The sequence below is a fragment of the Pseudomonadota bacterium genome (assembly GCA_016719885.1).
Classification (GTDB): domain Bacteria; phylum Pseudomonadota; class Gammaproteobacteria.
This window is the reverse complement of sequence record JADJYF010000005.1, coordinates 383,771-405,303: the sequence shown is the minus strand read 5'-3', so window position 1 is coordinate 405,303 and position 21,533 is coordinate 383,771. Positions and strand designations below refer to the sequence as shown.

General features: G+C 67.7%; 20 protein-coding genes. 7 read left to right on the top strand and 13 right to left on the bottom strand.

The window, feature by feature from the left end:
* Window positions 1-57: 57 nt before the first annotated feature.
* Window positions 58-1,434, bottom strand: coding sequence for a HAMP domain-containing histidine kinase (locus tag IPM80_07550; protein ID MBK8958280.1), 1,377 nt, complete (start codon window positions 1,432-1,434; stop codon window positions 58-60).
* Window positions 1,431-2,102, bottom strand: a complete 672-nt coding sequence (locus tag IPM80_07545) for a response regulator transcription factor (GenBank protein MBK8958279.1) — start codon at window positions 2,100-2,102, stop codon at window positions 1,431-1,433. The genes IPM80_07550 and IPM80_07545 overlap by 4 nt, the downstream gene beginning before the upstream one ends.
* Before the next feature lie 170 nt (window positions 2,103-2,272).
* Here IPM80_07545 and IPM80_07540 point away from each other — a divergent pair, with 170 nt between their 5' ends.
* The 3 genes from IPM80_07540 to IPM80_07530 are packed head-to-tail and all read left to right on the top strand — an operon-like array spanning window position 2,273 to window position 6,974.
* Window positions 2,273-3,115: an FAD binding domain-containing protein gene (locus IPM80_07540; protein MBK8958278.1), complete on the top strand. Its 843-nt coding sequence runs from the start codon at window positions 2,273-2,275 to the stop codon at window positions 3,113-3,115.
* Complete coding sequence (locus tag IPM80_07535) at window positions 3,112-6,012, top strand: molybdopterin-dependent oxidoreductase (protein MBK8958277.1); 2,901 nt, start codon at window positions 3,112-3,114, stop codon at window positions 6,010-6,012. The genes IPM80_07540 and IPM80_07535 overlap by 4 nt, the downstream gene beginning before the upstream one ends.
* 35 nt (window positions 6,013-6,047) lie before the next feature.
* Entirely contained in the window at window positions 6,048-6,974 is a 927-nt protein-coding gene (locus IPM80_07530; GenBank protein MBK8958276.1) for a cyclase family protein, read from the top strand.
* Between the two features lie 564 nt (window positions 6,975-7,538).
* Here the strand turns inward: IPM80_07530 and IPM80_07525 are convergent.
* Window positions 7,539-7,907: a hypothetical protein gene (locus IPM80_07525; GenBank protein MBK8958275.1), complete on the bottom strand. Its 369-nt coding sequence runs from the start codon at window positions 7,905-7,907 to the stop codon at window positions 7,539-7,541.
* Window positions 7,904-8,761: an LLM class F420-dependent oxidoreductase gene (locus IPM80_07520; protein MBK8958274.1), complete on the bottom strand. Its 858-nt coding sequence runs from the start codon at window positions 8,759-8,761 to the stop codon at window positions 7,904-7,906. The genes IPM80_07525 and IPM80_07520 overlap by 4 nt, the downstream gene beginning before the upstream one ends.
* A 138-nt stretch (window positions 8,762-8,899) precedes the next feature.
* Between IPM80_07520 and IPM80_07515 the strand changes: the two genes are divergently transcribed.
* On the top strand, window positions 8,900-9,211 hold the full coding sequence (locus IPM80_07515; GenBank protein ID MBK8958273.1) for a pyrimidine/purine nucleoside phosphorylase: 312 nt from the start codon (window positions 8,900-8,902) through the stop codon (window positions 9,209-9,211).
* Window positions 9,212-9,341: 130 nt separating this feature from the next.
* Here IPM80_07515 and IPM80_07510 read toward each other — a convergent pair whose 3' ends face one another.
* Window positions 9,342-10,598, bottom strand: a complete 1,257-nt coding sequence (locus tag IPM80_07510; GenBank protein ID MBK8958272.1) for a CoA transferase — start codon at window positions 10,596-10,598, stop codon at window positions 9,342-9,344.
* Between the two features lie 187 nt (window positions 10,599-10,785).
* On the opposite strand from IPM80_07510, the gene IPM80_07505 reads away from it, so the two are divergent.
* Together IPM80_07505 and IPM80_07500 are read left to right on the top strand one after the other, a co-directional pair.
* Window positions 10,786-11,949 carry a beta-lactamase family protein gene (locus IPM80_07505; protein ID MBK8958271.1) on the top strand — a complete coding sequence of 388 codons (1,164 nt, stop codon included), beginning with the start codon at window positions 10,786-10,788 and terminating at the stop codon, window positions 11,947-11,949.
* Between the two features lie 57 nt (window positions 11,950-12,006).
* Window positions 12,007-12,921, top strand: coding sequence for a TIGR03620 family F420-dependent LLM class oxidoreductase (locus tag IPM80_07500; GenBank protein ID MBK8958270.1), 915 nt, complete (start codon window positions 12,007-12,009; stop codon window positions 12,919-12,921).
* A 26-nt stretch (window positions 12,922-12,947) separates the two neighbouring features.
* Here the strand turns inward: IPM80_07500 and IPM80_07495 are convergent, their stop codons facing one another.
* From IPM80_07495 to IPM80_07470, 6 genes are all read right to left on the bottom strand, one after another.
* Window positions 12,948-13,790, bottom strand: a complete 843-nt coding sequence (locus tag IPM80_07495) for an SDR family oxidoreductase (GenBank protein ID MBK8958269.1) — start codon at window positions 13,788-13,790, stop codon at window positions 12,948-12,950.
* Between the two features lie 92 nt (window positions 13,791-13,882).
* Entirely contained in the window at window positions 13,883-14,203 is a 321-nt protein-coding gene (locus tag IPM80_07490; GenBank protein ID MBK8958268.1) for a hypothetical protein, read from the bottom strand.
* Between the two features lie 83 nt (window positions 14,204-14,286).
* A complete protein-coding gene (locus tag IPM80_07485; GenBank protein MBK8958267.1) occupies window positions 14,287-14,670 on the bottom strand; it encodes a hypothetical protein in 384 nt (127 codons plus the stop codon).
* A 748-nt stretch (window positions 14,671-15,418) separates the two neighbouring features.
* A complete protein-coding gene (locus IPM80_07480; GenBank protein ID MBK8958266.1) occupies window positions 15,419-16,549 on the bottom strand; it encodes a hypothetical protein in 1,131 nt (376 codons plus the stop codon).
* A gap of 3 nt (window positions 16,550-16,552) precedes the next feature.
* Window positions 16,553-17,722 (bottom strand): acyl-CoA dehydrogenase family protein, encoded by a 1,170-nt coding sequence (locus IPM80_07475; GenBank protein MBK8958265.1) that lies wholly within the window; start codon window positions 17,720-17,722, stop codon window positions 16,553-16,555.
* 10 nt (window positions 17,723-17,732) lie between these two features.
* Window positions 17,733-18,689, bottom strand: coding sequence for an enoyl-CoA hydratase (locus IPM80_07470; GenBank protein MBK8958264.1), 957 nt, complete (start codon window positions 18,687-18,689; stop codon window positions 17,733-17,735).
* A 39-nt stretch (window positions 18,690-18,728) separates the two neighbouring features.
* On the opposite strand from IPM80_07470, the gene IPM80_07465 reads away from it, so the two are divergent.
* Entirely contained in the window at window positions 18,729-19,685 is a 957-nt protein-coding gene (locus IPM80_07465; GenBank protein ID MBK8958263.1) for an Hsp33 family molecular chaperone HslO, read from the top strand.
* 7 nt (window positions 19,686-19,692) lie between these two features.
* Here IPM80_07465 and IPM80_07460 read toward each other — a convergent pair whose 3' ends face one another.
* Both IPM80_07460 and IPM80_07455 read right to left on the bottom strand, forming a co-directional pair.
* Complete coding sequence (locus IPM80_07460) at window positions 19,693-19,926, bottom strand: YheU family protein (protein MBK8958262.1); 234 nt, start codon at window positions 19,924-19,926, stop codon at window positions 19,693-19,695.
* A gap of 149 nt (window positions 19,927-20,075) precedes the next feature.
* Window positions 20,076-21,500, bottom strand: coding sequence for an amidase (locus IPM80_07455; protein ID MBK8958261.1), 1,425 nt, complete (start codon window positions 21,498-21,500; stop codon window positions 20,076-20,078).
* Window positions 21,501-21,533: the final 33 nt, after the last annotated feature.

Below are 21,533 nucleotides of genomic sequence, written 5' to 3'. Positions count from 1 at the left end.
TCCCTGGTATGACGGCGTGCAGACTAGCCGCCCAAGCTTGGGATTCGCTTAAGACCCTTAAACCAGCGCCAGTCCCGTGAGCCTGACCTTAAGCAGGCCGTCGCGCAGCGTGAAGTCGAGCTCGATGCCCAGTTGCCGGGCGATCGCTATCGACAGCGCGAGGCCAAGGCCGACGTGACGCCGGTCTAGCGGCGCGCTGTCGGGACGGAAATAGCGCTCACCGAGTTGCTCGACGTCCTCTGCATCGAGCGTGGGCGCGGGATTGACGATGGCGAGCGTGGCTTCGGCGGCGCCGAGTTCCACCGACACCACGATGCGCGCGCCGTGGGGCGCATGGTCGACGGCATTGCCGAGCAGGTTGCTGAGCACCCGTTCAAGCAACACGGCATCGCTTTGCACCCAGGCCTCGGCCGGCAGCGCGCACTCCACGGCAAGCGCGCGTGCCGCACTGCGCGCGGCGCGCTCTTCGACCAGTCGCCGCACCAGCGCGCACAGTTCCAGCGGCTCGATGGCCGGCGCCGCGAGCCCGGCCTCGTATCGCGCGAGGGCCAAGAGGCCGTCGACGGTGCGCGTCATGCCGGCCAGGCTGTCCTCCAACATATCGATCCGCGGATCGCGCGCGCCCTGTTCGGCCGTCAGACGTTCCAGCGTGAGCTGCATCTCGGCGAGCGGCGTGCGCAATTCATGGGCGACGGCCCGCGCAAAGCGTTGTTCGCGCACCAGTGCGTCGGCGAGCGCCTGGAACGCGCGGTCCAGGGATAGCCCGATAGGCACGAGTTCGGTCGGCAGGTGCGGTGTATGGACGGTGGCGCGCGGCGCCAGCGCGCGCCGCGCGGCGTCCTCGCCGAATTCGCGCAGCGGTTTCAAACCGGCGCGTACCGCCGCCAACGCCAGCGCCAGCATCAACAGCAAGGCGCCGGCGAATCCGTAGCTCAGGATCACATGAATTCGCCCTTCGAGCGCATCCAGTGCTTCGCGTTCACTGGCCACCACCACCGTCCACGGCGAGGCCTGCGTAGCGGCGACTTCGCGCGGCCATACCGCCAGCAACACGCCGCGGCCGCGATGGCCGTCGGGCAGCATCAGGTCGAAGACCGTGGGCGTGGCGGTGGCGGCCATCGATGGCCGCTCGAGATCGCGCCCCTGGTTGGATGCGGCGCGCCCCAGCACCGCGCCGGCGGCGTCCCACATCTGGTAGAAATCTTCATGACGCGTCGGCGCAAACTCGGGCCAGCTGTCGGCGACCTGGCGATCGCTCACCTTGGGCGCCGCGATGACGTCGGCAAACGCACCGGCACGCGCCACCAGCGCGGCATCGAAGCGCTCATGCAGCTGGCTGTCGACCAAGTGGTCGAGCGTGGCGAACAGCGCGGCAAACAGCGCGCCGCCGCCAACCATCATCCACAGGCTGAGGCGGCGCGCGATCGAGGTCATGGCGAGTCGATGACATAGCCGAAACCGCGGCGCGTCTGGATCACGTCCGCCACGCCCGCCTGCGCGAGCTTGGCGCGCAAGGTGCTGACCAGCACTTCGATGACCTTGTCCGACGCTTCGCTGCGACTGTCGTACAAGAGTTCGAACAGGCGGCCGCGGGTCAGCACCGTGCCACGCTGTCGCAACAGCGCCTCCAGCAGGGCGAATTCCTTGGGGCTCAGGGCCAGGGCCCGACCATCGACACTGGCCAGCCGTCGCGCCGGATCGACGCGCAGCCCGGCCACCGACAGCTGCGGCTGCGGCGCCTCGAGGCTGCGGCGCATGAGGGCCTGCAAACGCGACTCGAGTTCGGCCTGGGCAAAAGGTTTGACCAGGTAATCGTCGGCGCCGAGATTCAAGGCCTCCACCCGATCGGCGATTTCGTCACGCGCCGACAGCACCAGCACGCGCGAGGTCGCACCGGCCGCGCGCATGTCACGCAACACGCGCATACCGTCGACCTTGGGCAGCATGAGATCGAGGATCACGATGTCGTAGCTGTAGCTCGCCAGGTAGGCCAGCGCCTGCGCGCCATCTTCGGCCGCATCGACCGACGCACCCTGGGCGCGCAGATGCTCGGCGAGACTGTCGCGCAGGATCGGGGAGTCTTCGACGAGTAGAACTTTCACGCTGGGGATGATTCGAAACGGGGCGGGCGCCGGCAGGTTTTGACCCTCACATCATCGCCCAGTCCCCGGGGGCCATGGCAAGCCGAGTGCGCGATGGTGTGCTTCGCCTGGGAATGATTCAATACGGAGCGCCGGCGCGAAGATGCCGCGCACGAGGGGAGAAAATCACCATGCGGCCCGCTGCATTCACCTATTCGCGCCCGGCAAGCCTGGCCGACGCGCTGCGTGCCCTGGCGGCCGGCGCGGTGCCGCTGGCGGGTGGCCAGAGCCTGCTGCAGGCCATGCGCCTGCGCGCCGCCACGCCGCGCGCGATCGTCGACCTGGCGGGCGTCGCCGAACTCAGCGATGCCATCACCGTCGACCACGAGTCCGTCACCATCGGCGCGCGCGTCACCCATGCCGCGTTGCTCGAACATGCCTTCGTGTGCGATGAACTGCCGTGGCTGCACGCGGCGGCGCACAGCCTCGGCGACGTGCAGGTGCGCAATCTCGGCACCGTGCTCGGCAACGTGTGCTGGGCCGATCCGCGCGCCAACATGGCGGTGGCGCTGCTGGCCTCGGACGCGCTGGTGACGGCGGTCGCGCCGTCCCATGGCGAAACGGTGGACCGCATCGCGCTCGGTGATTTCTTCACCGGCTTTCGCAGCCATGCCTTGAATGGCCGCCTCGCCACCAGCATCGAATTACCGCACCCGCGCGGTGCACGCGGCGCCTACCTCGAATTCTCACGGCAGCGCCAGGATCTCGCGCTGGTCAACGTGTGCGTGGTGCGCGGCGCTGGCCACGCGCGCGTCGCGGTCGGTGGCATCGATCCGATGCCGGTGCGCCTGCCGGAAGTGGAAGCCGCGATCGTCGATGGCGATGGCGCCGATGTCGTCCACGCCCTGCACGAGAACCTGGTACGCGGTCGCCATGCGCCGCCAGTCGATCATCACGGATCGGACGAGTACAAGCTCGGCCTCGCGGTCACCCTGGTCAAACGCGCGCTGGCGCTGTGCGAGGCGTCGCCATGAGCGAGAGCCAACTCGTCAGCGTGGTCATCGAGGTCAACGGCCGCTCGATTGCCGCGCGTGTCGAGCCGCGTTTGCTGCTGGTCGACTTCCTGCGCGACACGGCCGGCGTCAAGAGCACGCGCATCGGCTGCGAGGAAGGCGCCTGCGGCGCCTGCACGGTGGAATTGAACGGCCGCACCGTGAAAGCCTGCCTGGTGCTTACCGTCGGCGCCGATGGCGGCCGCGTCGCGACCGTCGAGTCCTTGAGCCGCGGCCGCGACTTGAGCCCCGTGCAACAGGCTTTCGTCGGCTGCCACGCCATGCAGTGCGGCTATTGCACGGCCGGCATGGTGATGAGCGCCGATGCCTTTCTGAAGCAGCACGGCCACGAGCCGTTCAGCGACGAGGACATCCGTCACGCCCTGTCCGGCAACATCTGCCGCTGCACGGGCTACCTGAATATTCTGCAGGCGGTGAAAGTCGCGGCCGGACGCGCCGCGCCGGCCGCGCGCGCCGAAGCTGAACTCGCGCGCGGTGAACGCTGGACCGGCCAGCCGCTGGCGCGACGCGAAGACCGTCGCCTGGTGGCGGGGCGCGGGCGTTACTGCGACAACTACGGCGACAATCACACCCTGCACGCGGTGGCGGTGCGCGCCGAACGCGCCCATGCGCGCATCAAGCACATCGATACCGCGCGCGCCAAGGACATGCCGGGCGTGCACCTGGTCATGACCGGCGCGGAAGCGCAATCGCACTGGAATCCCATCGTCGCCACCATCGACATGGTGACTCTCAATCTGCCGCACCGTTACGCGATGGCGGTCGACAAGGTCATCTTCTACGGCGAGCCGCTGGCGCTGGTGGTGGCGGACACCGCCTACCAGGCCGAGGACGCGGCGCGCGCGGTGGCGGTGGAATACGAAGAACTGCCGGTCAATGTCGATGCAGAGCAGGCCGCGGCGGCCGGTGCCGACAGCGCCGCGCTCATCTATCCCGAGTGGCGCACCAACCTGCAGATCGAACACCGCTTCAGTCACGGCGACGTCGATGCCGCGTTCGCCGCCGCCGACCTGGTCGTCGACGAGCGCATCGTCTCGCATCGCTTCGGCGCGCAGCCGATGGAAACGCGCGTGGTGTTCGCGAGCTTCGATGTCGGCGACGAGACCCTGGTGGTGCGCAGCTCCACCCAGATCCCGCATCAGACGCGCATGTACGTGTCGAAGATCTTCGGCCTGCCCGAAACCCGCATCCAGGTGCTGGCCGACGACGTCGGCGGCGCGTTCGGCGCCAAGCTCTCGGTCGATTGCGAACTGTTGCCGGTGCTGGCGACGATGGTGCTGGGCCGGCCGGTGATGTGGTTCGAGTCGCGCTCCGAATGGATGCACTCAGGCCCCGCGGCGCGCGACTATCACACCCGCTCGCGCGCCGCCTTCAAGCGCGACGGCAGCTTGCTGGCGATGGAGACCGACATCCTCGCCGACATGGGCGTCGATGGCGCGGAGCGCGCCGCCGGTCTCGGCATGCCCTTGAACGGCGGCAACTACGCGCCCGGCGCTTACCGGCTCGACACCTATCGCACCCATATCCGCTGCGTGGTGACCAACAAGGCGCCCTATTCCGCCTATCGCGGCTACGGCAAGGATCTGGCCAACATGCTCATGGAGCGCGTGCTGGACCAGGCCGCCGAACGTCTCGAAATCTGCCCGCTCGACATCCGCCGGCGCAATCTGCTGCATCGCTATCCGCACCAGGTGGTGACCGGGCCGATCATCGAGCAGGGCTCGGTCCGTGAAGCGCTGGAAAAGCTCGCCGAGGTGATGGACGTACCGGCCTTGCGCGCCGAGCAGGCGCGTGCGCTCGCGGCCGGCCGCCATCTTGGCATCTGCATGGTGCCCTACATCGAGCCCTCGGGTTTCGCGTTTCCCGGCAGCGCGTTCCAGAACTACGAATCGGTGGCGATGCGCATCCAGTCCGACGGCAGCGTGCGGGTCATGACCGGCATGCAGAACATCGGCCAGGGCATCGAGACCTCCTATGCGCAGGTGGTGGCCGATGCGCTGGGCGCGCCGTTCAAGGACGTCACCATCGCCTGGGGCGATACCACCTCGACGCCGTGGGGCTCGGGCACGTTCTCGAGTCGCGGCGCGATGTTCGCGGTCGGCGCCATCGTCGATGCCGCCGACAAGCTGCGCGCGCGCATGCTGACCGGCGCCGCCAACCTCATGGGCGTGGAACGCGGCGGCATCGTCATCGACAACGGCGTGTTCCGCCACGATGCCAGTGGCAAGTCCATGAGCTTTGCCGAGCTCGCCTACGCCTGCTACGTGCAGCCGGGATCGGACGTGGTGCTGGCCGGCGCCGATGCGCCGCTGCTGGAAGCCATCGGCACCTACCGTCATCCGCAGGTGAACTGGACGCCCGACGCGCTCGGCCGTATCCAGGTCTATTCAGGCCATGCCAACGGCGCCGAGGGCGCGCTGGTGGAAGTGGATGTCGAGACCGGCCGCGTCGATGTGTTGAAGATCTGGATGGTCGCCGACCACGGCGTGGTGTTGAATCCGCTGGTGCTGGCCGGCCAGATCAAGGGCGGCGTGGTGCAGCAGCTCGGCGGCACGCTCTACGAAGTCTACGACTACGACGAACACGGCAGGCCGCGCGCCAGCACCTTGAAGGAATACGGCATGCCGACGGTGTGGGCCGCGCCCGACATCGAAATCCATCACCTGACGACGCCCGCCACCAGCACCAAGGTCGGCTCCAAGGGCGGCGGCGAAGACGGCTGCATCGCCACCTCGACGGTGCTGATGGGCGCGGTGGAAGACGCACTGCGGCCGCTCGGCGTGAAGGTGATGTCCAGCCCGCTGTCACCGGCGCGCGTACGCGCCATGATCGAAGCGGCCAACAGCGGCGCGGCATGAACATCCATAAACCAATTTCCAACGAGGGGCGAAGCATGGCGCGGACTTTGATTGACATCTCGATGCCGCTGGAAAACGGCGTGCTGTCCGACCCGCCCGGTTACGGGCCCGAGATCCAGTACGTCGATCATCGCCAGTCGGCCAAGGACGTCGTGCAGTTCTTCCCCGGCATGCAGGAAAGCCAGCTGCCGGATAGCGAAGGCTGGGCCATCGAGTGGGTCAAGCTCATGACCCACAACGGCACGCATCTCGACGCGCCCTGGCATTTCCACTCGACCATGAACCATGGCGAACGCGCCATCACCATCGACGAAGTACCGCTGGACTGGTGCCTGCAACCCGGCGTGAAGCTCGACTTCCGGCATTTTGCCGACGGCTACGTGGCGACCGCCGCCGACGTCGAGGCCGAGCTGCGCCGCATCGGCCACACCCTCGCACCACTCGAGATCGTGGTCGTGAACACCCGCGCCGGCATGCGCTACGGCCAGCCGGACTATGTTTCCAGTGGTTGCGGCATGGGTCGTGAAGCGACCTTGTACCTGCTCGAACGCGGCGTACGCCTGACCGGTACCGACGGCTGGAGCTGGGACGCGCCCTTCGTGCATACCAAGGACAAGGTCTCGTCCAGCGGCAACACCGACCTCGTATGGGAAGGCCACAAGGCCGGCCGCGACATCGGCTATTGCCACCTCGAAAAGCTGCACAACCTCGAAGCGCTGCCGAGCGACGGCTTCATGGTGAGCTGCTTCCCGGTCAAGATCCGCGGCGCCTCGGCGGGCTGGACGCGGGCGGTGGCGATTATCGAATGTCCCGTAGGTGCGAATTCATTCGCACCTACAGTTCATGGATTCGAATCGCCCCCCCGCTGCCGACTGCCATGCAGCGAAATCAATCTCGAGATCACGATGGCGAGGAACAACACACCGCTCATCTGCTCGATCATCACCACCGAACGCGCGTAGTCCGACACCGGCGTGATTTCGCCGAAGCCAACGCTGGTGAGACAGGTAAAGCTGAAATAGACCAGGTCCCACCAGCCGACCAAGCCATCGGGGTTGTTGGCGGGGTTGATGTAGAACGAGCCGGGCGCGAGCTGTTCGACGGTGGCAAGCAGGAAGCTGAAGGCAAACGCCATCAACACGTACAGCGACGCGGCCGCGAACAGTTCGTCCAGCGTCATGTCGTCATCGGACAGGATGTAGCGCAGCAGGCACACGATGACAAAGGTGTGAAACACGCACTGCGCGAGCAGGCTGGCGATGATGGCGAAATGATTGGGCCAGAACGCCACCACCGCGTTGAGCACGATGGCCGGCACCAGCAGCACGTAGCCGAGCCGCGATTCGCTGCCCGAGGAACGCGCGGCGCGCAGCGCCAGCACCAGGATCAGCCAGTCGATGGCCGCCAGTGCGGCCTTGCCGTGGGCCTGCACCTGCAGCAGCGGATACAGGCCGACCTGCGCGACCAGCGCCAGGAGCAGCAGCAGGTTGGGGATCTGCCAGAGTCGCGCCATCATGACGCCGTGCTCACGCCGCGATCCGCCACAGGTAACCGAGCAGCACGCTGCCGGCCACCGCCGAGATCAAGAGCGGCACGAAGCGCGTGGCGGTGCGCACGTAGATGGCGTAGACCGCCGCGAACACCGCGTGGGCGATGATGGCGCGACCGAGCATCGGCAGCGAAGCCTTGGTATACACCGACATGCTGTAGGCGCCGTAGGTCAACAGCAGTCCGCTGGCGGTGAGCACGGTCAACACCATGCCGCGCAACAACAGGCCGCTGACGCGACGGCGCAGCGCCACGGCCGGATCGACCGGTGGCGGCGCGGCACGTTCTTCGCCCGCACGCCGCGCGGCGGCGCGACGCTCGTTGCGGGCCCGGCGCGCGTCACTCACAACAGCGCGCGCGCGTAATCATCGATGGCGCGCTCCATCGCCTCCTGGCCCGGCACGAAGGCCGCCACCACCACCTGGTGCACGCCGGCATCTTCGTAGCGCTTCAACATGTCGCGATCGCAGGCATTGCCATAGGGCGACACGGCAATCTGCACGTCCTTGATGTCGCGGCCTTCGCGCTCGCAATGCTCTTTCAACATCGCGAGCTTTTCCGGCACCTGTTCGGGCAGCACGTCGACGCCGTACCAATGGCCGAATCGCGCCACGCGGCGCAGCGCCACGTGCCCCTCACCGCCGAACCACAGCGGCGGATGGGGACGCTGCACCGACTTCGGATACTGCCAACACTCGGGCAGGGTGTAGAACTCGCCCTCGTAACTGGCGGTGCCCTCGGCCCACAGCTTCTGCATCATGCGCAGGTAATCGTCCGAGCGCGCGCCGCGTCGCTCGAAAGGCACGCCCAGCGCTTCGAATTCTTCCGCCAGCCAGCCAACCCCGATGCCGAAATCGAAACGGCCGCCCGACAGCACGTCGAGATCCGCCGCCTGCTTGGCGGTCAGGGCCGGATTGCGCTGCGGCAGCACCACCACGCCGGTGGCGAGGCGGAGATGCGTCGTATGCGCGGCGATGAAACACAACAGGCCGAAGGGTTCGAGGCCGAGCAGCTTGGGGTCGACCGGAAAAGATCCGTCCTTGGCATAGGGGTAGGCGGAGGAGATGACCTTGGGAATGAGTATGTGGTCGACCGCCCACACCGCATGGAAGCCGCGCTCTTCGAGGCCGCGCGCGATACGCGCGACGTAATCCGGTGCCGATGTTTCTCCGCCGAACAGCGGCATGACGCCTACTTGCATGATGATGGCTCCCCTTGAACTGCCATGGACCAGCGTCGAAGTCTGCCGCAAGCGCCGCCTTCGTGCACGCGCTCGGGCTGCCGGGATGCGCGACTCGCGTTAGAATCCGCCGGCGTTCAATCCAGCAGCGAGAATCCCATGTCCCAGTTCGACAATGTCAGCGTGATCAAGAAAGCCAACGTCTATTTCGACGGCAAGTGCGTCAGCCACACCGTGATGTTGGCCGACGGCACCAGGAAATCCGTGGGCGTGATCCTGCCCGCCACCCTTACCTTCTCGACCGGCGCACCGGAAGTGATGGAACTCGTGGGCGGCCGCTGCCGCGTGCGCCTGGCGGGTGATGCGGCGTGGAAGGACTATGCGGGTGGCCAGAGCTTCAGCGTGCCGGGCAACAGCAGCTTCGATATCGAGGTGTCGGAGGCGGTCGATTACGTGTGCCATTTTGGGTGAGGCGGCATCGCCCACGTGAGTAATGTCAGATTGAAATCGCACCTACAGAAACCTAAGCCGTGGGCGAGACTGACCCGCCTGTGAGGTTCGAGCCTTTATTTGGTCGGACTTCAGTCTGACGCCCTCGCGACTACAGCTTCCCCGCCTCGCGCAACGCCCTGACCTCGGCATCCTGCGCCATCGCGCCGCTGGCATAGAGCGCCGCAATCTGCTCGGCGCTGTAGCCCAGCTGCCCCGCCAGGATCTCCTCGTTGTGTTCGCCAAGGTAAGGCGCGCGAAACGGGATGGCCATCTCCAAGGTCGACAGCCGGAACGGCGAGCGCGCCACCGGCGTCGGGCCGAGCACGGGATGCGGCAGGTCCTGGAACACTTCGCGCGCGGCGTGCTGCGGATGCTTGGGCACGTCGACGATGTCGAGGATCGGCGCCGACGGCACGCGCGCTTCGGCCAGCGCCGCCAGCGCCGCGGCATCGTTGTCGAAACTCTGCAGCCAGGCTTCGACGATGGCGCGCACTTCCGGGCGCCGCGCGCAGCGCGCCACCTGGGTCGCGTAACGTTCATCGGTTTCGAGATCGGGCCGGCCCATGGCGCGCACCAGCGCCGGCCATTGCGGCTCCAGCACCGCCAGCACCACGTAACCGTCCTTGGAGCGGTAAGTGCCGTAGGGACAGATGGACCAGAAGTCGCCGCCGAAACGCGTGGGCTGCATGCGCCCTTCGCTCATCATCGCGAGCGGAATGTTGATGTAGTCCATGTACACCAGCGCTTCGAGCTGCGAGATGTCGATGTACTGCCCTTCACCGTGCAGCGCGCGATGGTAGAGCGCGGCGGCGATGGCGAAGGCCGCGTGCACGCCGGCATTGGGGTCGCCGAAATAATTGCCGACGTATTGCGGCGGGCCGTCGGGGTCACCGGTCATGGCCATCACGCCGCTCTGGGCCTGGGCGATGATGTCGAAGCTGGTGAAGTTGGCGTAGGGCCCCTCCTGGCCGAAGCCGGAAATGGAACACATCACGAGCTTGGGATTGATGGCCTTCAAGGTCTCGTAATCAAAACCGTATTTCGCCATCACGCCCGGGCTGTAGTTTTCGATCACGACGTCGGCGTCGCGCACCAGTTCGTGCACCAGCTTGCGCACCTCCGGCTTGGCGAAATCCACCGCCAGGGATTTCTTGCCGGCGCAGGCGGCGAGAAAGAACGCGCTGACGCCGGGCGCCACGAAATGAATACGTCGACCATGATCGCCGCCCGGCGCGCGTTCAATCTTGATGATGTCGGCGCCGAACTCGGCCAGCAGACGGGTCGCGGCCGGGCCGGCCAGGTACTGGGTGAAGTCGAGCACCTTGATGCCGGACAGCATCTTGCGAACGGGTGACGCGGCGGACATGGCACAACCTCGGGCAAATGGGGCAGCGCCGTCGATTATGCGTGGCACGGCCGCGCGTCATCAAATGCCGGTGCGCGACACACACCATCCGGTGGGTCGGGCGCGCCGATCATGCGCCTGACAATCGAAAACCCGGCCGTATAATCGAAGCGCGACATTCAATGGGCCAGCCGTGAGGAGAAGCACCGTGAGCACGAGACTCGATGAGCATTTGTCCAAGGCCGTGGCGAGCGGCGCGGTGCCGGGCGTGGTCGCCCTCGCCGCCGATGCCAAGGGCATCATCTACAGCGGCGCCTTCGGCCAGCGCGGCCCGACCGATAGCGGCGCGATGGCGCTCGACACCGTGTTCCGCATCGCCTCCATGACCAAGGCCATCACGTCGGCGGCGGCCATGAAACTGGTCGAGGAAGGGCGCATCGCGCTCGATCAGCCGATGAAGGAAATCGCCGCCGAGATTGGCGAGGCCCGCGTGCTGGAAGGCTTCGATGCCAACGGCAAACCCGAGACCCGCGCGCCGAAGCGCGACGTGACGCTGCGTCATCTCCTGACCCACACCTCGGGCTATTCCTACGACCTGTTCAATACCCAGGTCGGCAATTACATGCAGTACCACCAGCTGCCGTCGATCGCCACCTGCAAGTACGATTCCCTGAAGGCGCCGTTGGTGTTCGATCCGGGCGAACGCTGGGAATACGGCATCGGCATCGACTGGGCCGGTCGCATCGTCGAAATCGTCAGCGGGCTGAAACTCGCCGACTATCTCGACAGGCATTTCTTCAAGCCGCTGAAAATGAACGACACCAGTTTCGTGCTGCGCGACGACATGAAGGCGCGCCTCGTGCAAGCCGCGGCGCGCACGCCCGACGGCGTGCTGTCGCCACTCGACTTCGAGTTCCCGTCCGATGGCGACTTCCACATGGGCGGCGGCGGTCTGTATTCCACCGGTCCCGATTACCTGCGTTTCACGCGCATGATTCTCGGCGGCGGCACGCTGGACGGCGCGACGGTGCTGAAGCCGGAAACCGTCAAACTGATGGGCCAGAACGCCATCGGCGACATCGCCGTGCCACCCTTCGTCAGCGACAACCCGGCCATGGCCTTGTCGGCCGATCTCTTTCCGGGCCAGGTAGCGCGCTGGGGCTTGTCCTTCGTCATCAACACCGAGGACATTCCCGGCTGTCGCGCCGCCAACAGCCTGGCCTGGGCCGGCGTGCACAACACTTTCTACTGGATAGACCCGACCAACCAATTGACGGCGGTGCTGATGATGCAGCTCTTGCCGGCCAACGATCCCAAGGTGCTCGGCACCCTGGTCGGTTACGAACAGGCGCTCTACGCATCACGCGCCTGAGTTTGATGATGGGCGACGCGTGTTCGATGCGTGGCCCGCACGAGAGGAGAACAATCGATGTCGATCACCAACAACAGCGTTGGCGTATTTCTTTATCCGGATAATTTCTCAGGTGCGGAACTGGCGGAGGCCGCGCGGCGCATCGAGGCGCTGGGCTACCAGTCGATCTGGTACCCGGAAGTGTATTACTACGAGAGCTTCACGCTCGGCGGCTTCCTGCTGAGCCACACGCAGAACATCACGGTGGCGAGCGGCATCGCCAACATCTATGGCCGCGACCCCATGACCTGTGTGCAGAGCGGCCGCAGCCTGCACTCTTTCTATGGCGACCGCTTCGTGATGGGTCTCGGCGTCTCGCACCCGTCCATCGTCAGCGGCGCCCATGGCCATGAATACGGCAAGCCGCTCACCACCATGCGCAACTATCTCGACGACATGGAGCGCGCCAAGGCGCACCTGCGTGGCAGCGACCCGGAGATGGTCATCGGCGCCATGGGCTGGAAGATGATCGAACTGTCGGGCGAGCGCACCGCCGGCGCGCATCCCTTCAACTCGCCGCCCGAACACACCCGCCGCTCACGCGAGATCCTCGGCCCCGACAAGTGGCTGTGCACCGCCCAGCACGTGATCTGGACCACCGACGCCAAGGCCGCACGCGCCGCCGCGCGCAAGGCGCTGGAGTTCTATTTCGTCACGCCCAACCACTACAACAACTGGCTCAGGCTCGGCTACACGCGCGAGGATCTCGAGCACGGCGGCAGCGATCGCCTGATCGACGCGCTGGTGGTGTACGGTACGGAAGCGCAGATCCGCGATCGCGTGCAGCAGCATTTCGATGCCGGCGCGACCCAGGTGATCTTGAACACCATCCGCCTCCTGCCGCCCGAAGAAACACCGAAGGTGCTGGCGGCGGGCGTCAATTACCAGTCGATACCGGATTGGCAGGCGCTGGAGGCGTTGAAGCCGAGATAGGCGGTCAATCTCGGCTTCATTGTGGGTCAGACTTCAGTCTGACATTCGATCCAGAGGCACTCGTGAATGTCAGACTGAAGTCCCTGCTTCACCTTGCGCTGCGCCGGCCCCTTCTTCGCGCGCCAGCGATTCATGCCTTCCAGCCAGCGGTCGATGTTGCTGACCTTGCGCTGCATGTAATCACGCACCACCGGGTGCGGCAGCATCAGGAATTCTTCCTTGGCCATGGTCTCGATCACGCAGTCGGCGAGCTGCTCGGGCTCGATCATGCCATCGACGCTCGCCACCGAGGCGCCGTCGGGCCGGTCGGTCATGGGCGTGCGCACCGCCTGCGGCGCCAGCACCGACACGCGTATGCCTTGGTCGCGATACTTGATCGACACCCATTCGGCGAAGGCCACCGCCGCATGCTTGGTGGTCGAATAGGTGGCCGACTGGATATGGCTCAACAGGCCCGCCGCCGACGCGGTGTGGATGAGATAGCCGCCGCCGCGCGCCACCATCTTCGGCGCCACCGCGCGCACCGCGTAGACATGCGCCATGACGTGGATATCCCAGTTCAGCTGCCACTCCTCGTTCGGCACGTCTTCATCGCCGAGCCGTGCAATGCCGGCATTGGAGACGAAGATGTCGATGGGACCGAGTTCGGCTTCGACGCGCGCGACGAGGTTCTGGATCTCGCTTTCCTTGGCGACATTGCATGGCACCGCCAGGCCGCCGATGTCCGCCGCCACCTGCCGCAAGGCGTCGACCTGCAGGTCGGCCACCGCCACCGCCTTGGCGCCCTCGGCGTGAAATCGTCGCGCCAGGGCCGCGCCTATGCCGCTCGCGGCGCCGGTGATGACGGCAATCTTGTCTTTGACCTGCATGCGGAATCCTTGGGTACGGTGCGATCTTGGCAGCGATACGGTGAACGGTCGGGCGCGGCGCCGCGACGGGCGCCGCGCCGCGTGACCCGCTGTTACGGGCAGGTGGCCGCGAGGTGCTTCATGGCGCTGATGCTCATGGTATGCACGGCCGCGTCGGCGCCCTTGACGGTGGTGCCGGTCAACTCGACCTTGTGGCCGACGTGACCGGCCAGGTCGACGCTGGAGGCGGCGATGGACACGCTTTTCGGGCCGTCGGCCAGGCCGAGATCGGTCAATTCGTAGGTGCCGGCGGCGGCGCCCTGGCGCAGGCAGCCGGTCATGCCGTGGGGCGCCTCGTCGGCCGCCTGGGCGAGACCACTGATGGCGAGCGCGCCGGCAATCAGGCCCGCGCGAGTAAAGTTCGAATATCGCATGGCGAAGCTCCTTGAATGGGGACCAAAGACATGCGCGACGCGGACGCAATGCCGGCGCGGCATGGACGCTGGAGTATAGCCGCTCAGGCCTGGTAAAAAATCAGCGCCGCGGTCTCGGCATCGGCGGGATAGAAAGCCTCGATGTGCAAGTCCTGCAAGGTGATGTCCTGCGGGCCGGACAGCGTGGTCATGGTGCTGAACATGCGCGCGTTGCGCGCGTTGTGCGCGGCGCCGAGCAGGGTCTTGGCCACTTCCTGCCAGTTGACGATGACCTTGCGCAGCGGCCCGTCCTCGAAAATGAGATGCAGCACGTTCAAGCGCGGCGCGGCCAACACCTCGTAGGGTGAGAGCCCCGCCGCGCGCGCACCGACGGTATATCGCAGGAAGGCCAGGTAGGCGTCATTGGCCATCACCAGGTTCCAGTAACGGTCGCAAGCGAAGGCGCTGTACGGCTCGTGCTGCCGCAAGATCAGGGGGGGGGGGGGGCGGGCGGCGGGCGGGCGGGGGGGGGGGGGCGCCGGCCGGGGGGGGGGGGGGCGGGGGGGGCGGGGGGGCAAACAGGGCGGGGGCGGCGGCGGCCCCGGCGGGGGGGGCGGGGCGCGCGCGGGGGGGGGCGGGGCGGGCCGGGGGCGGCGCGGGGGGGGCGGCGCGGGGGGCGGGGGGGGGCGGGGGCAGGGCCCCCGGGCGCGCGCGGCGGCGGGGGCGGGCCCCCCGGGGCGGCGGGGGCCCCCGGCCGGGCCGGCCCCGGGGGGGGCCGCCCCGGGGCCCCCCCCCCCGGCCCCCCCCGCCCCGGCCCCGGGGGCCGGCGGGCGGGGCCGGGGGGGGGGCGCCGGCGGGGGGGCCGGCGCCGCGGGGCGGCCCCCCCCCCGGGGGCGCCCCCGGGGGGGGGCGGGCGCGCCCCCCGCGGGGGGGGGCGGGCCCCGCCCGCCCCCGGGGGGGCCGGCGGGGCGGCGCCGCCCCCGGGGCCCCGCGGGGGGCCCGGGGGGGGGCCCCCGGGCCGCGCCCCCGGCGGGGGGGGGGCGGGGCCCCCGGGCCCGCGGCCCGGGGGCGCGGGGGGCGGGGCGGGCCGGGGGGGGGGGGGGGCCGATGGGCGCGGGGGGGGGGGGGGGCGGGGGGGGCGGGGGGGGGGGGGGGCGCCGGGGGGGGGGGGGGCGCGCGGGGGGGCGGCCCCCCCCCCCGGGGGCCGGGGGGCCGCCCACTCAATGACGCGCGAGGTCATGTCGCGCCGTCGGCGGCGCCGCGATCGGCGGCCCAGTAGCAAGCGTGCTCGGCGCTGGTACCGCCGAGCCGGTCGAGCGCGGTCAGGCGCCGCAGCTGGCGTCCGAGGGCAAGCTCGGCGGTCAGGCCGATGGCGCCGTGCAATTGCACCGCCTGGCGCGCCAGCGCCCGCCCCTCGTCGCCGCAGGCGGCCTTGGCCGCGGCAATGAAGGGCGCCGCCTGGCGCGGTCCGAGTTCGTCGCAGCGCGAGCGCGCGACATCGAGCAGCGATTCGAGACGCGTGAGCGTCAGCAGCATGTCGACCAAGCGATGTTGCAGCACCTGCATCTCGATGAGCGGCCGACCGAACTGGGTCCGCTGCACAAGGTACTCGTGACTGGACTTCAGCATCGCGCGCAGCACGCCCACCGCTTCGGCGCTGAGCAGCAGCGCGTGCAGCCACGCACTGTCGGCAAGCACACTCGCCACGTCACGGGCAAAGCCCAGGCGCGCATCGGCATCGACGCGCACATCCTCGAGCGTGACGTCACGGTGGCCGCGGCCATCGATGCTGTCGCGTGCGGTCAGGCGCAGGCCGGGCCGTGACGCATCGATGATGAACAGCGCCGTCTGCCCGTCGTCGTCCGTGGCCGACACCAAGAGGCTGTGCGCGATGCCGGCGTCCAATGCCCGTGTCTTGTGTCCTTTGATGACATGGCCGTCGGCCACGCGGCGACAGCGCGTGTCGAGGGTCGCCGTATGCCACGGCGTCGCGTAATGCTCGGCGTGGGCGAGCGCCAGCAGCCGAGAGCCGGCGCGCCACGCGGCCAGTGCCTGGTCGCGTCGCGCAGCGGGGCGCGCCGCGTCCAGCACGTAAGCCACTTCGGCCCACTGCGCGGACAGCGGTTCGGCGGGCACCGCCGGCGCCAGCGTTTCCACCACCGCGCTCACTGTCGACCACGGCAGGGCGAGGCCACCGCTCGTATCCGACAAGGGCGCCGCCAACCAGCCGAGCTCGGCGAAGTCGCGCCACAGCGTCGCATCGAAAGGCCGCGCTTCGTTGGTCTCGTAGCGCTCGCGCGCCAGACGCGCGGCGCTGTCGGCGAGGGCCAGGCGTTCTTCCGACGGCGCGTAACTCGCGTGGGTCATGGCTCAGCCCCACGCGCGGCGCATTTCGCGAAACACGAGATTGCGCTGCACTTCGTTGGAGCCGCCGTAGATGGTGGCGGCGAGATTGTTGAAATAGCTGGCCAGCGCACCCGGCATGCCGATCTCGCCTGCTTCCAGCACGCTGTGGTCGGCGTGCAGGGCGGCGGCGCCGGCCAGCTCCATGTCGAGTTCATCCATGCGTTGCAGCAGCTCGGTCCATTCGATCTTGATGAGATTGGCGGCGGCGCCCTGCATCGCGCCGCCGAGATTCAGACTGCCGAGCCTGAGCTCGGTGTGCTCGTAGGCCAAGAGATCGCGCGCGAGACGCGCGAGGCGCGCATCCGTCACCGCATCACAGTGCGCCGCCCGTGCACGCGCCTCGATGCGGCGCAAGCGTCGGCGCAGGCGGCCGCTGAACACGAACGAGCCGCGTTCGATCTCGAGCAGGAAGCGCGCGATCGCCCAGCCCTGGCCTTCGTCGCCCAGGCGATCCTCTTCGCCCACCTCGACCTCGTCGAAAAACACCTGGTTGAATTCATGATCGCCGGTCAACATGCGGATCGGCCGCACGCTGACGCCGGCGGTCTTCATGTCGACCAGGAAGAAGCTCATGGCATCGCGCGAGTCGTCGCGGCGCGTGCGCAACAAGAGAAAAATCTTGTTGGCATGATGGGCATCGGTGGTCCAGATCTTCGAGCCGGTGATGACATAGCCACTGCCGCGCCGTTCAGCGAAGGTCGCGACGCGCGCGAGATCCGAGCCCGCGCCGGGCTCGGAAAAGCCCTGGCACCAATGGTCGCGGCCATCGAGCAGCGGCGGCAGGAAACGCGCCTGCTGGGCGGGCGTGCCGTAGCGTATGAGCGTCGGCCCGACATAGGCCAGGCCCATGGGCGGCGGCGCCGGCGCGCCGGCCAGGCCCTGTTCGTATTGCAGGATGTAGTTCTCGATCGGCGCGAGACCTGCGCCGCCGTGCTCGCGCGGCCACAGCGGCGCGTGCCAACGCCGTGGCCGCAGCCGGTCTATCCAGCGGTTGCCGCGTGCGTGATGGGCCACGAAGCTGCGCTGGTCATCGTCGGCCGCGACCAGCGCCGGCTCGAGTTCGGCGGCGAGGAAGGCGCGCACCTCGTCGCGAAAGGCACGTTGGTCCGCGCTCAAGCTCGCCAGACAATGCATGGGCTTGGCCTCAGTTGCCGTCGCCGCTCTTGATGCCCAGCGCGCGGCGCGTCGCTTCCGGCAGGCCGCTCGGGTCCATCAGGAAATCGTAGAGTTTCAGCCAGTGGGTGTGGGCGAGCTGGTGCAGATGGAAGGCGTTCTGCATGGCGACATCGCGGCCCTGCGCATCCTGCGCGCCGTTGATGGCCTTCTTCGCCATCTTCAGCGCGAAGCGCGACTTGGCCGCGCACTTGCGCGCCATCACCAGCGCCGCTTCCTCGAGTTCGGCGCGCGGCACGATTTGATTGACCATGCCGAGCCGCAGCGCGTCCTCGGCGCTCAAGGCGTCGGACGTGAACAGCATTTCCTTGGCCTTGCGCGCACCGACTTCCCACAGGTGGTTGAAGAACTCGACGCCGCCGACGCCGAAACTCACGGTCGGGTCGGTGAAGCTGGCATCGTCACTGGCAATGATGAGATCGCAGGGCCACGCCAGCATCAAGCCGCCGGCGATGCACTTGCCCTGCACGGCGGCGATGGTGGGCTTGGGGATATTGCGCCAGCGCTCGCTGAAACCGATGTAGATCTCTTCCTCGCGCGCCATCTGCGCCTCGGCGCCGGCGCAGGTGAAGCCACACATGGTGCCGACGGTCGGGTAATCGTGCATGGCGGCGTGCCAGTTCTTCTCGCCGAGATCATGGCCGGACGAGAAATGCTTGCCGCGCGCGGCGAGAATGATGACGCGTATGTCCTCGTCGTGGGCAGCCTGGTCGAAAGCCGCGTTCAATTCGTAGAGGAAGCGGGTGTCCTGCGCGTTGGCGGTTTCCGGCCGGTTGAGCCAGATGCGCGCAATGCCATCCTCGGGCGTCTCGTACTGGATGAAGGTGAATTCGCTGATGGTGTTCAAGACCGTGCTCCCGCGTGTGTCAAGGCGTGCCCTTAATGTACACGCTCGCGGCGCGGCGCTGGACCGCCCGTGCGCCAGCATCAATAATCCGCGCTGATCCCTTCGTGTCGCGGAGTCAGCGTGCAGTCCGGTCTGTTACATCGTTTCCTGTTCGAAGGCCTGCCGGTGCGCGGCGCGCTGGTGCGCGTCACCCACGCGTGGCGCGAAGCGCTGACGCGACGCCAGGTGAGCGGCGGCTATCCCGCGCCGGTGCGCGCGCTGCTGGGCGAGATGGCGGCCGCCGGGCTGCTCATGCATTCCAACATCAAGTTCGACGGCGCCTTGATCCTGCAGCTGCACGGCCTGGGCGCGCTCAAGCTGGCGGTCGCCGAAATCAATGCGGACCTCACCTTTCGCGCCACCGCGCAGGTGACGGGCGAAGTGGCCGACGATGCCGACCTGGCGCAACTGGTGGACCACGGCGGGCGCTGCGCCATCACGCTCGATGCGCGCGACCGGCCGACCGGCACCCTGCCCTACCAAGGCATCGTGCCGCTGTACGGCGACGAGGGCCAGCCGCTGCACGCCATCGCCGAAGTGCTGGAACATTACATGCTGCAATCCGAGCAGCTCGACACGCGCCTGGTGCTGGCCGCCAATGACGACATCGCCGCCGGCCTGCTGTTGCAACGCATGCCGCGCGGTGGCGCCGCCAATCTCGGCGACGAGCGCGACGAAGACAGGATCGGTCTCGACGAAGACTTCAATCGCATCGCCCATCTCGGCAGCTCGTTGAGCCGCGAAGAACTTCTCGGCCTCGACGCCGACACCATCTTGCGGCGCTTGTTCTGGCAGGAAGACCTGCGCCGTTTCGAAGCGCAGACCGTCGGCTTCCGTTGCACCTGCTCGCGCGAACGGGTGCAGGCCATGCTGCTCGGCCTCGGCCGCGCCGAGCTGGACGGCATCCTCGCCGAACGTGGGCATGTCGAAGTGGGCTGTGATTTCTGCGGCCTGCTCTACCACTTCGACAACATCGACGTCGGCGGCATGTTCACGCCGGCGGTGGATTTGTCGGCCTCGCCCGGCACGCTGCAGTAAGCGCGCCTCACTGCCGCGCCGGTCGCCGGCGCAGGCTGGCGCTGACGACGATATCCACCGACTCGGTGTTCGCATCGAACACGATGCGCGCTTCGCCGCGTTCGAGCTGGCGCAACACCTGTTGCACCTTGTCTTCCAGGCTATGGTGGGTCTCGCCGTAATCAGTGCCTTCGCGCAGTACGAAGGCTTCGATGACACCGCGTAGCGCGCTGTCCGACAGTTCGCGGAACGGGATCTCCAGCGCCTCGGCGGCCTGTTCGGATTCGCGGGTGTAAGTCATGAAAGAGAGCGGGCAGCCTCGGGCAACTGGCGCGCCGCGCACAAGGATGTGCGGCCGTGGATGGGTTGGCGCAGTCTACCCGACCACCAATTACCGCAGTAGCGCCGCGCCTACAGCGCCGGCTTTTTCCTGCGCCACGGCTTGGCCTGCTCGAAGGCGCTCGCGGCGCGAAACACCCGCAGGTCGTCGAAGGGCCGCGCGACTATCTGCATGCCGGTCGGCACGCCGGATTTGCCGAAGCCGGTAGGCACGCTCATGGCCGGGCATTGGCTGACGAGGTTGAAGCCGTGGGTCATGATCCAGCCGACGTAGGCGTTCACCGGCTTGCCGTTGATGGTGTAGCTGCTGCTGAATTCGTCGTGGTCGGTCTTGACCGCCGGCACCGCCAGGGTCGGGCACAAGAGCACGTCGTACTTGTTGACGATGGGCGCGAGCTTGCGCCACATCTCGCCACGCTTGAGATTGCACTGGTACAGGCGCATGCCGTCGTGGCCACGGCCCTTGTCGAGCAGGTTGACGACGAAGGGATCCATTTCATAGCGCCAGCGCGGCAGGTATTGCGCGGCGACGCCGGCAAAGAGGCCTTCCCACCAGGTCAGCCAGCAGTCGAGCACGCCCCAGTCCCAGCCGAGATCCACTTCCTCGACCGTGCAGCCGAGCTTGCGAAACACCTCGGCGGCGGCGCGCGTGTTGCGCTCGACTTCCGGGTCGACCTGCACATAGCCGAGATCGATCGACAGCGCGACCTTCCAGCCCTTCAGCCCGTCGAAGGACTCGGGGATGACGAGCTTGTCGGGCAGCGAACACAGGTCGTCGGCATGCGGGCCGGACATCACGTTCTGCATCAAGGCCGCGTCGGCCACGCTGCGCGTGATGGGGCCGTAATGCAGCAGTGATTCGAGGGGATGATCGCGATCGAGGGGATTGCGACCGAAAGGCGCCTTGTAGCCGACCACGCCGCAGGCCGAGGCTGGAATACGGATGGAACCGCCGCCGTCGGTGCCGTCGGCGAGCGTGGTCATGCCGGACGCCACCATCGCGCCGGCGCCGCCCGAGGAGCCGCCGGACACGTAGTCGAGATTCCAGGGATTGCGCGTCTGCCCCCACAGCGGGCTGTGGGTGTTGCCCGAGTAGGCGAACTCCGGCGTGGTGGAGCGCGCATGCATGATGGCGCCGGCCTTGAACAAACGCTCGACGGTGGCGGCGGTGTAGTCGGGCCGATTGTGTTCGAAGATCCTGGAACCGAAAGTGGTGATTTCACCTTTGACCGGATGGAAATCCTTGATCGCGACCGACACGCCTTCCAGCGCACGCGGTCGCGGCTTGCGCGCCGCGTAGACCTTCTCCGCCGCGCGCGCCTGCTTCAAGGCGCGCTCGTAGAAATCGTAGGTGATGGCATTGACCTTGGGATTGACCGCCTCGCAGCGCGCAATCACGGCCTGCATGAGTTCCACCGGCGAGAGCTTCCTGTCCTTGAAAGCCGCCAGTGCTTCGGTGGCGGTGAGATAGCAGAGATCGGAAGTCGAGGTGGCCATGCGCATCACTCCCCCAAGTCAGCGTCAAGCTCG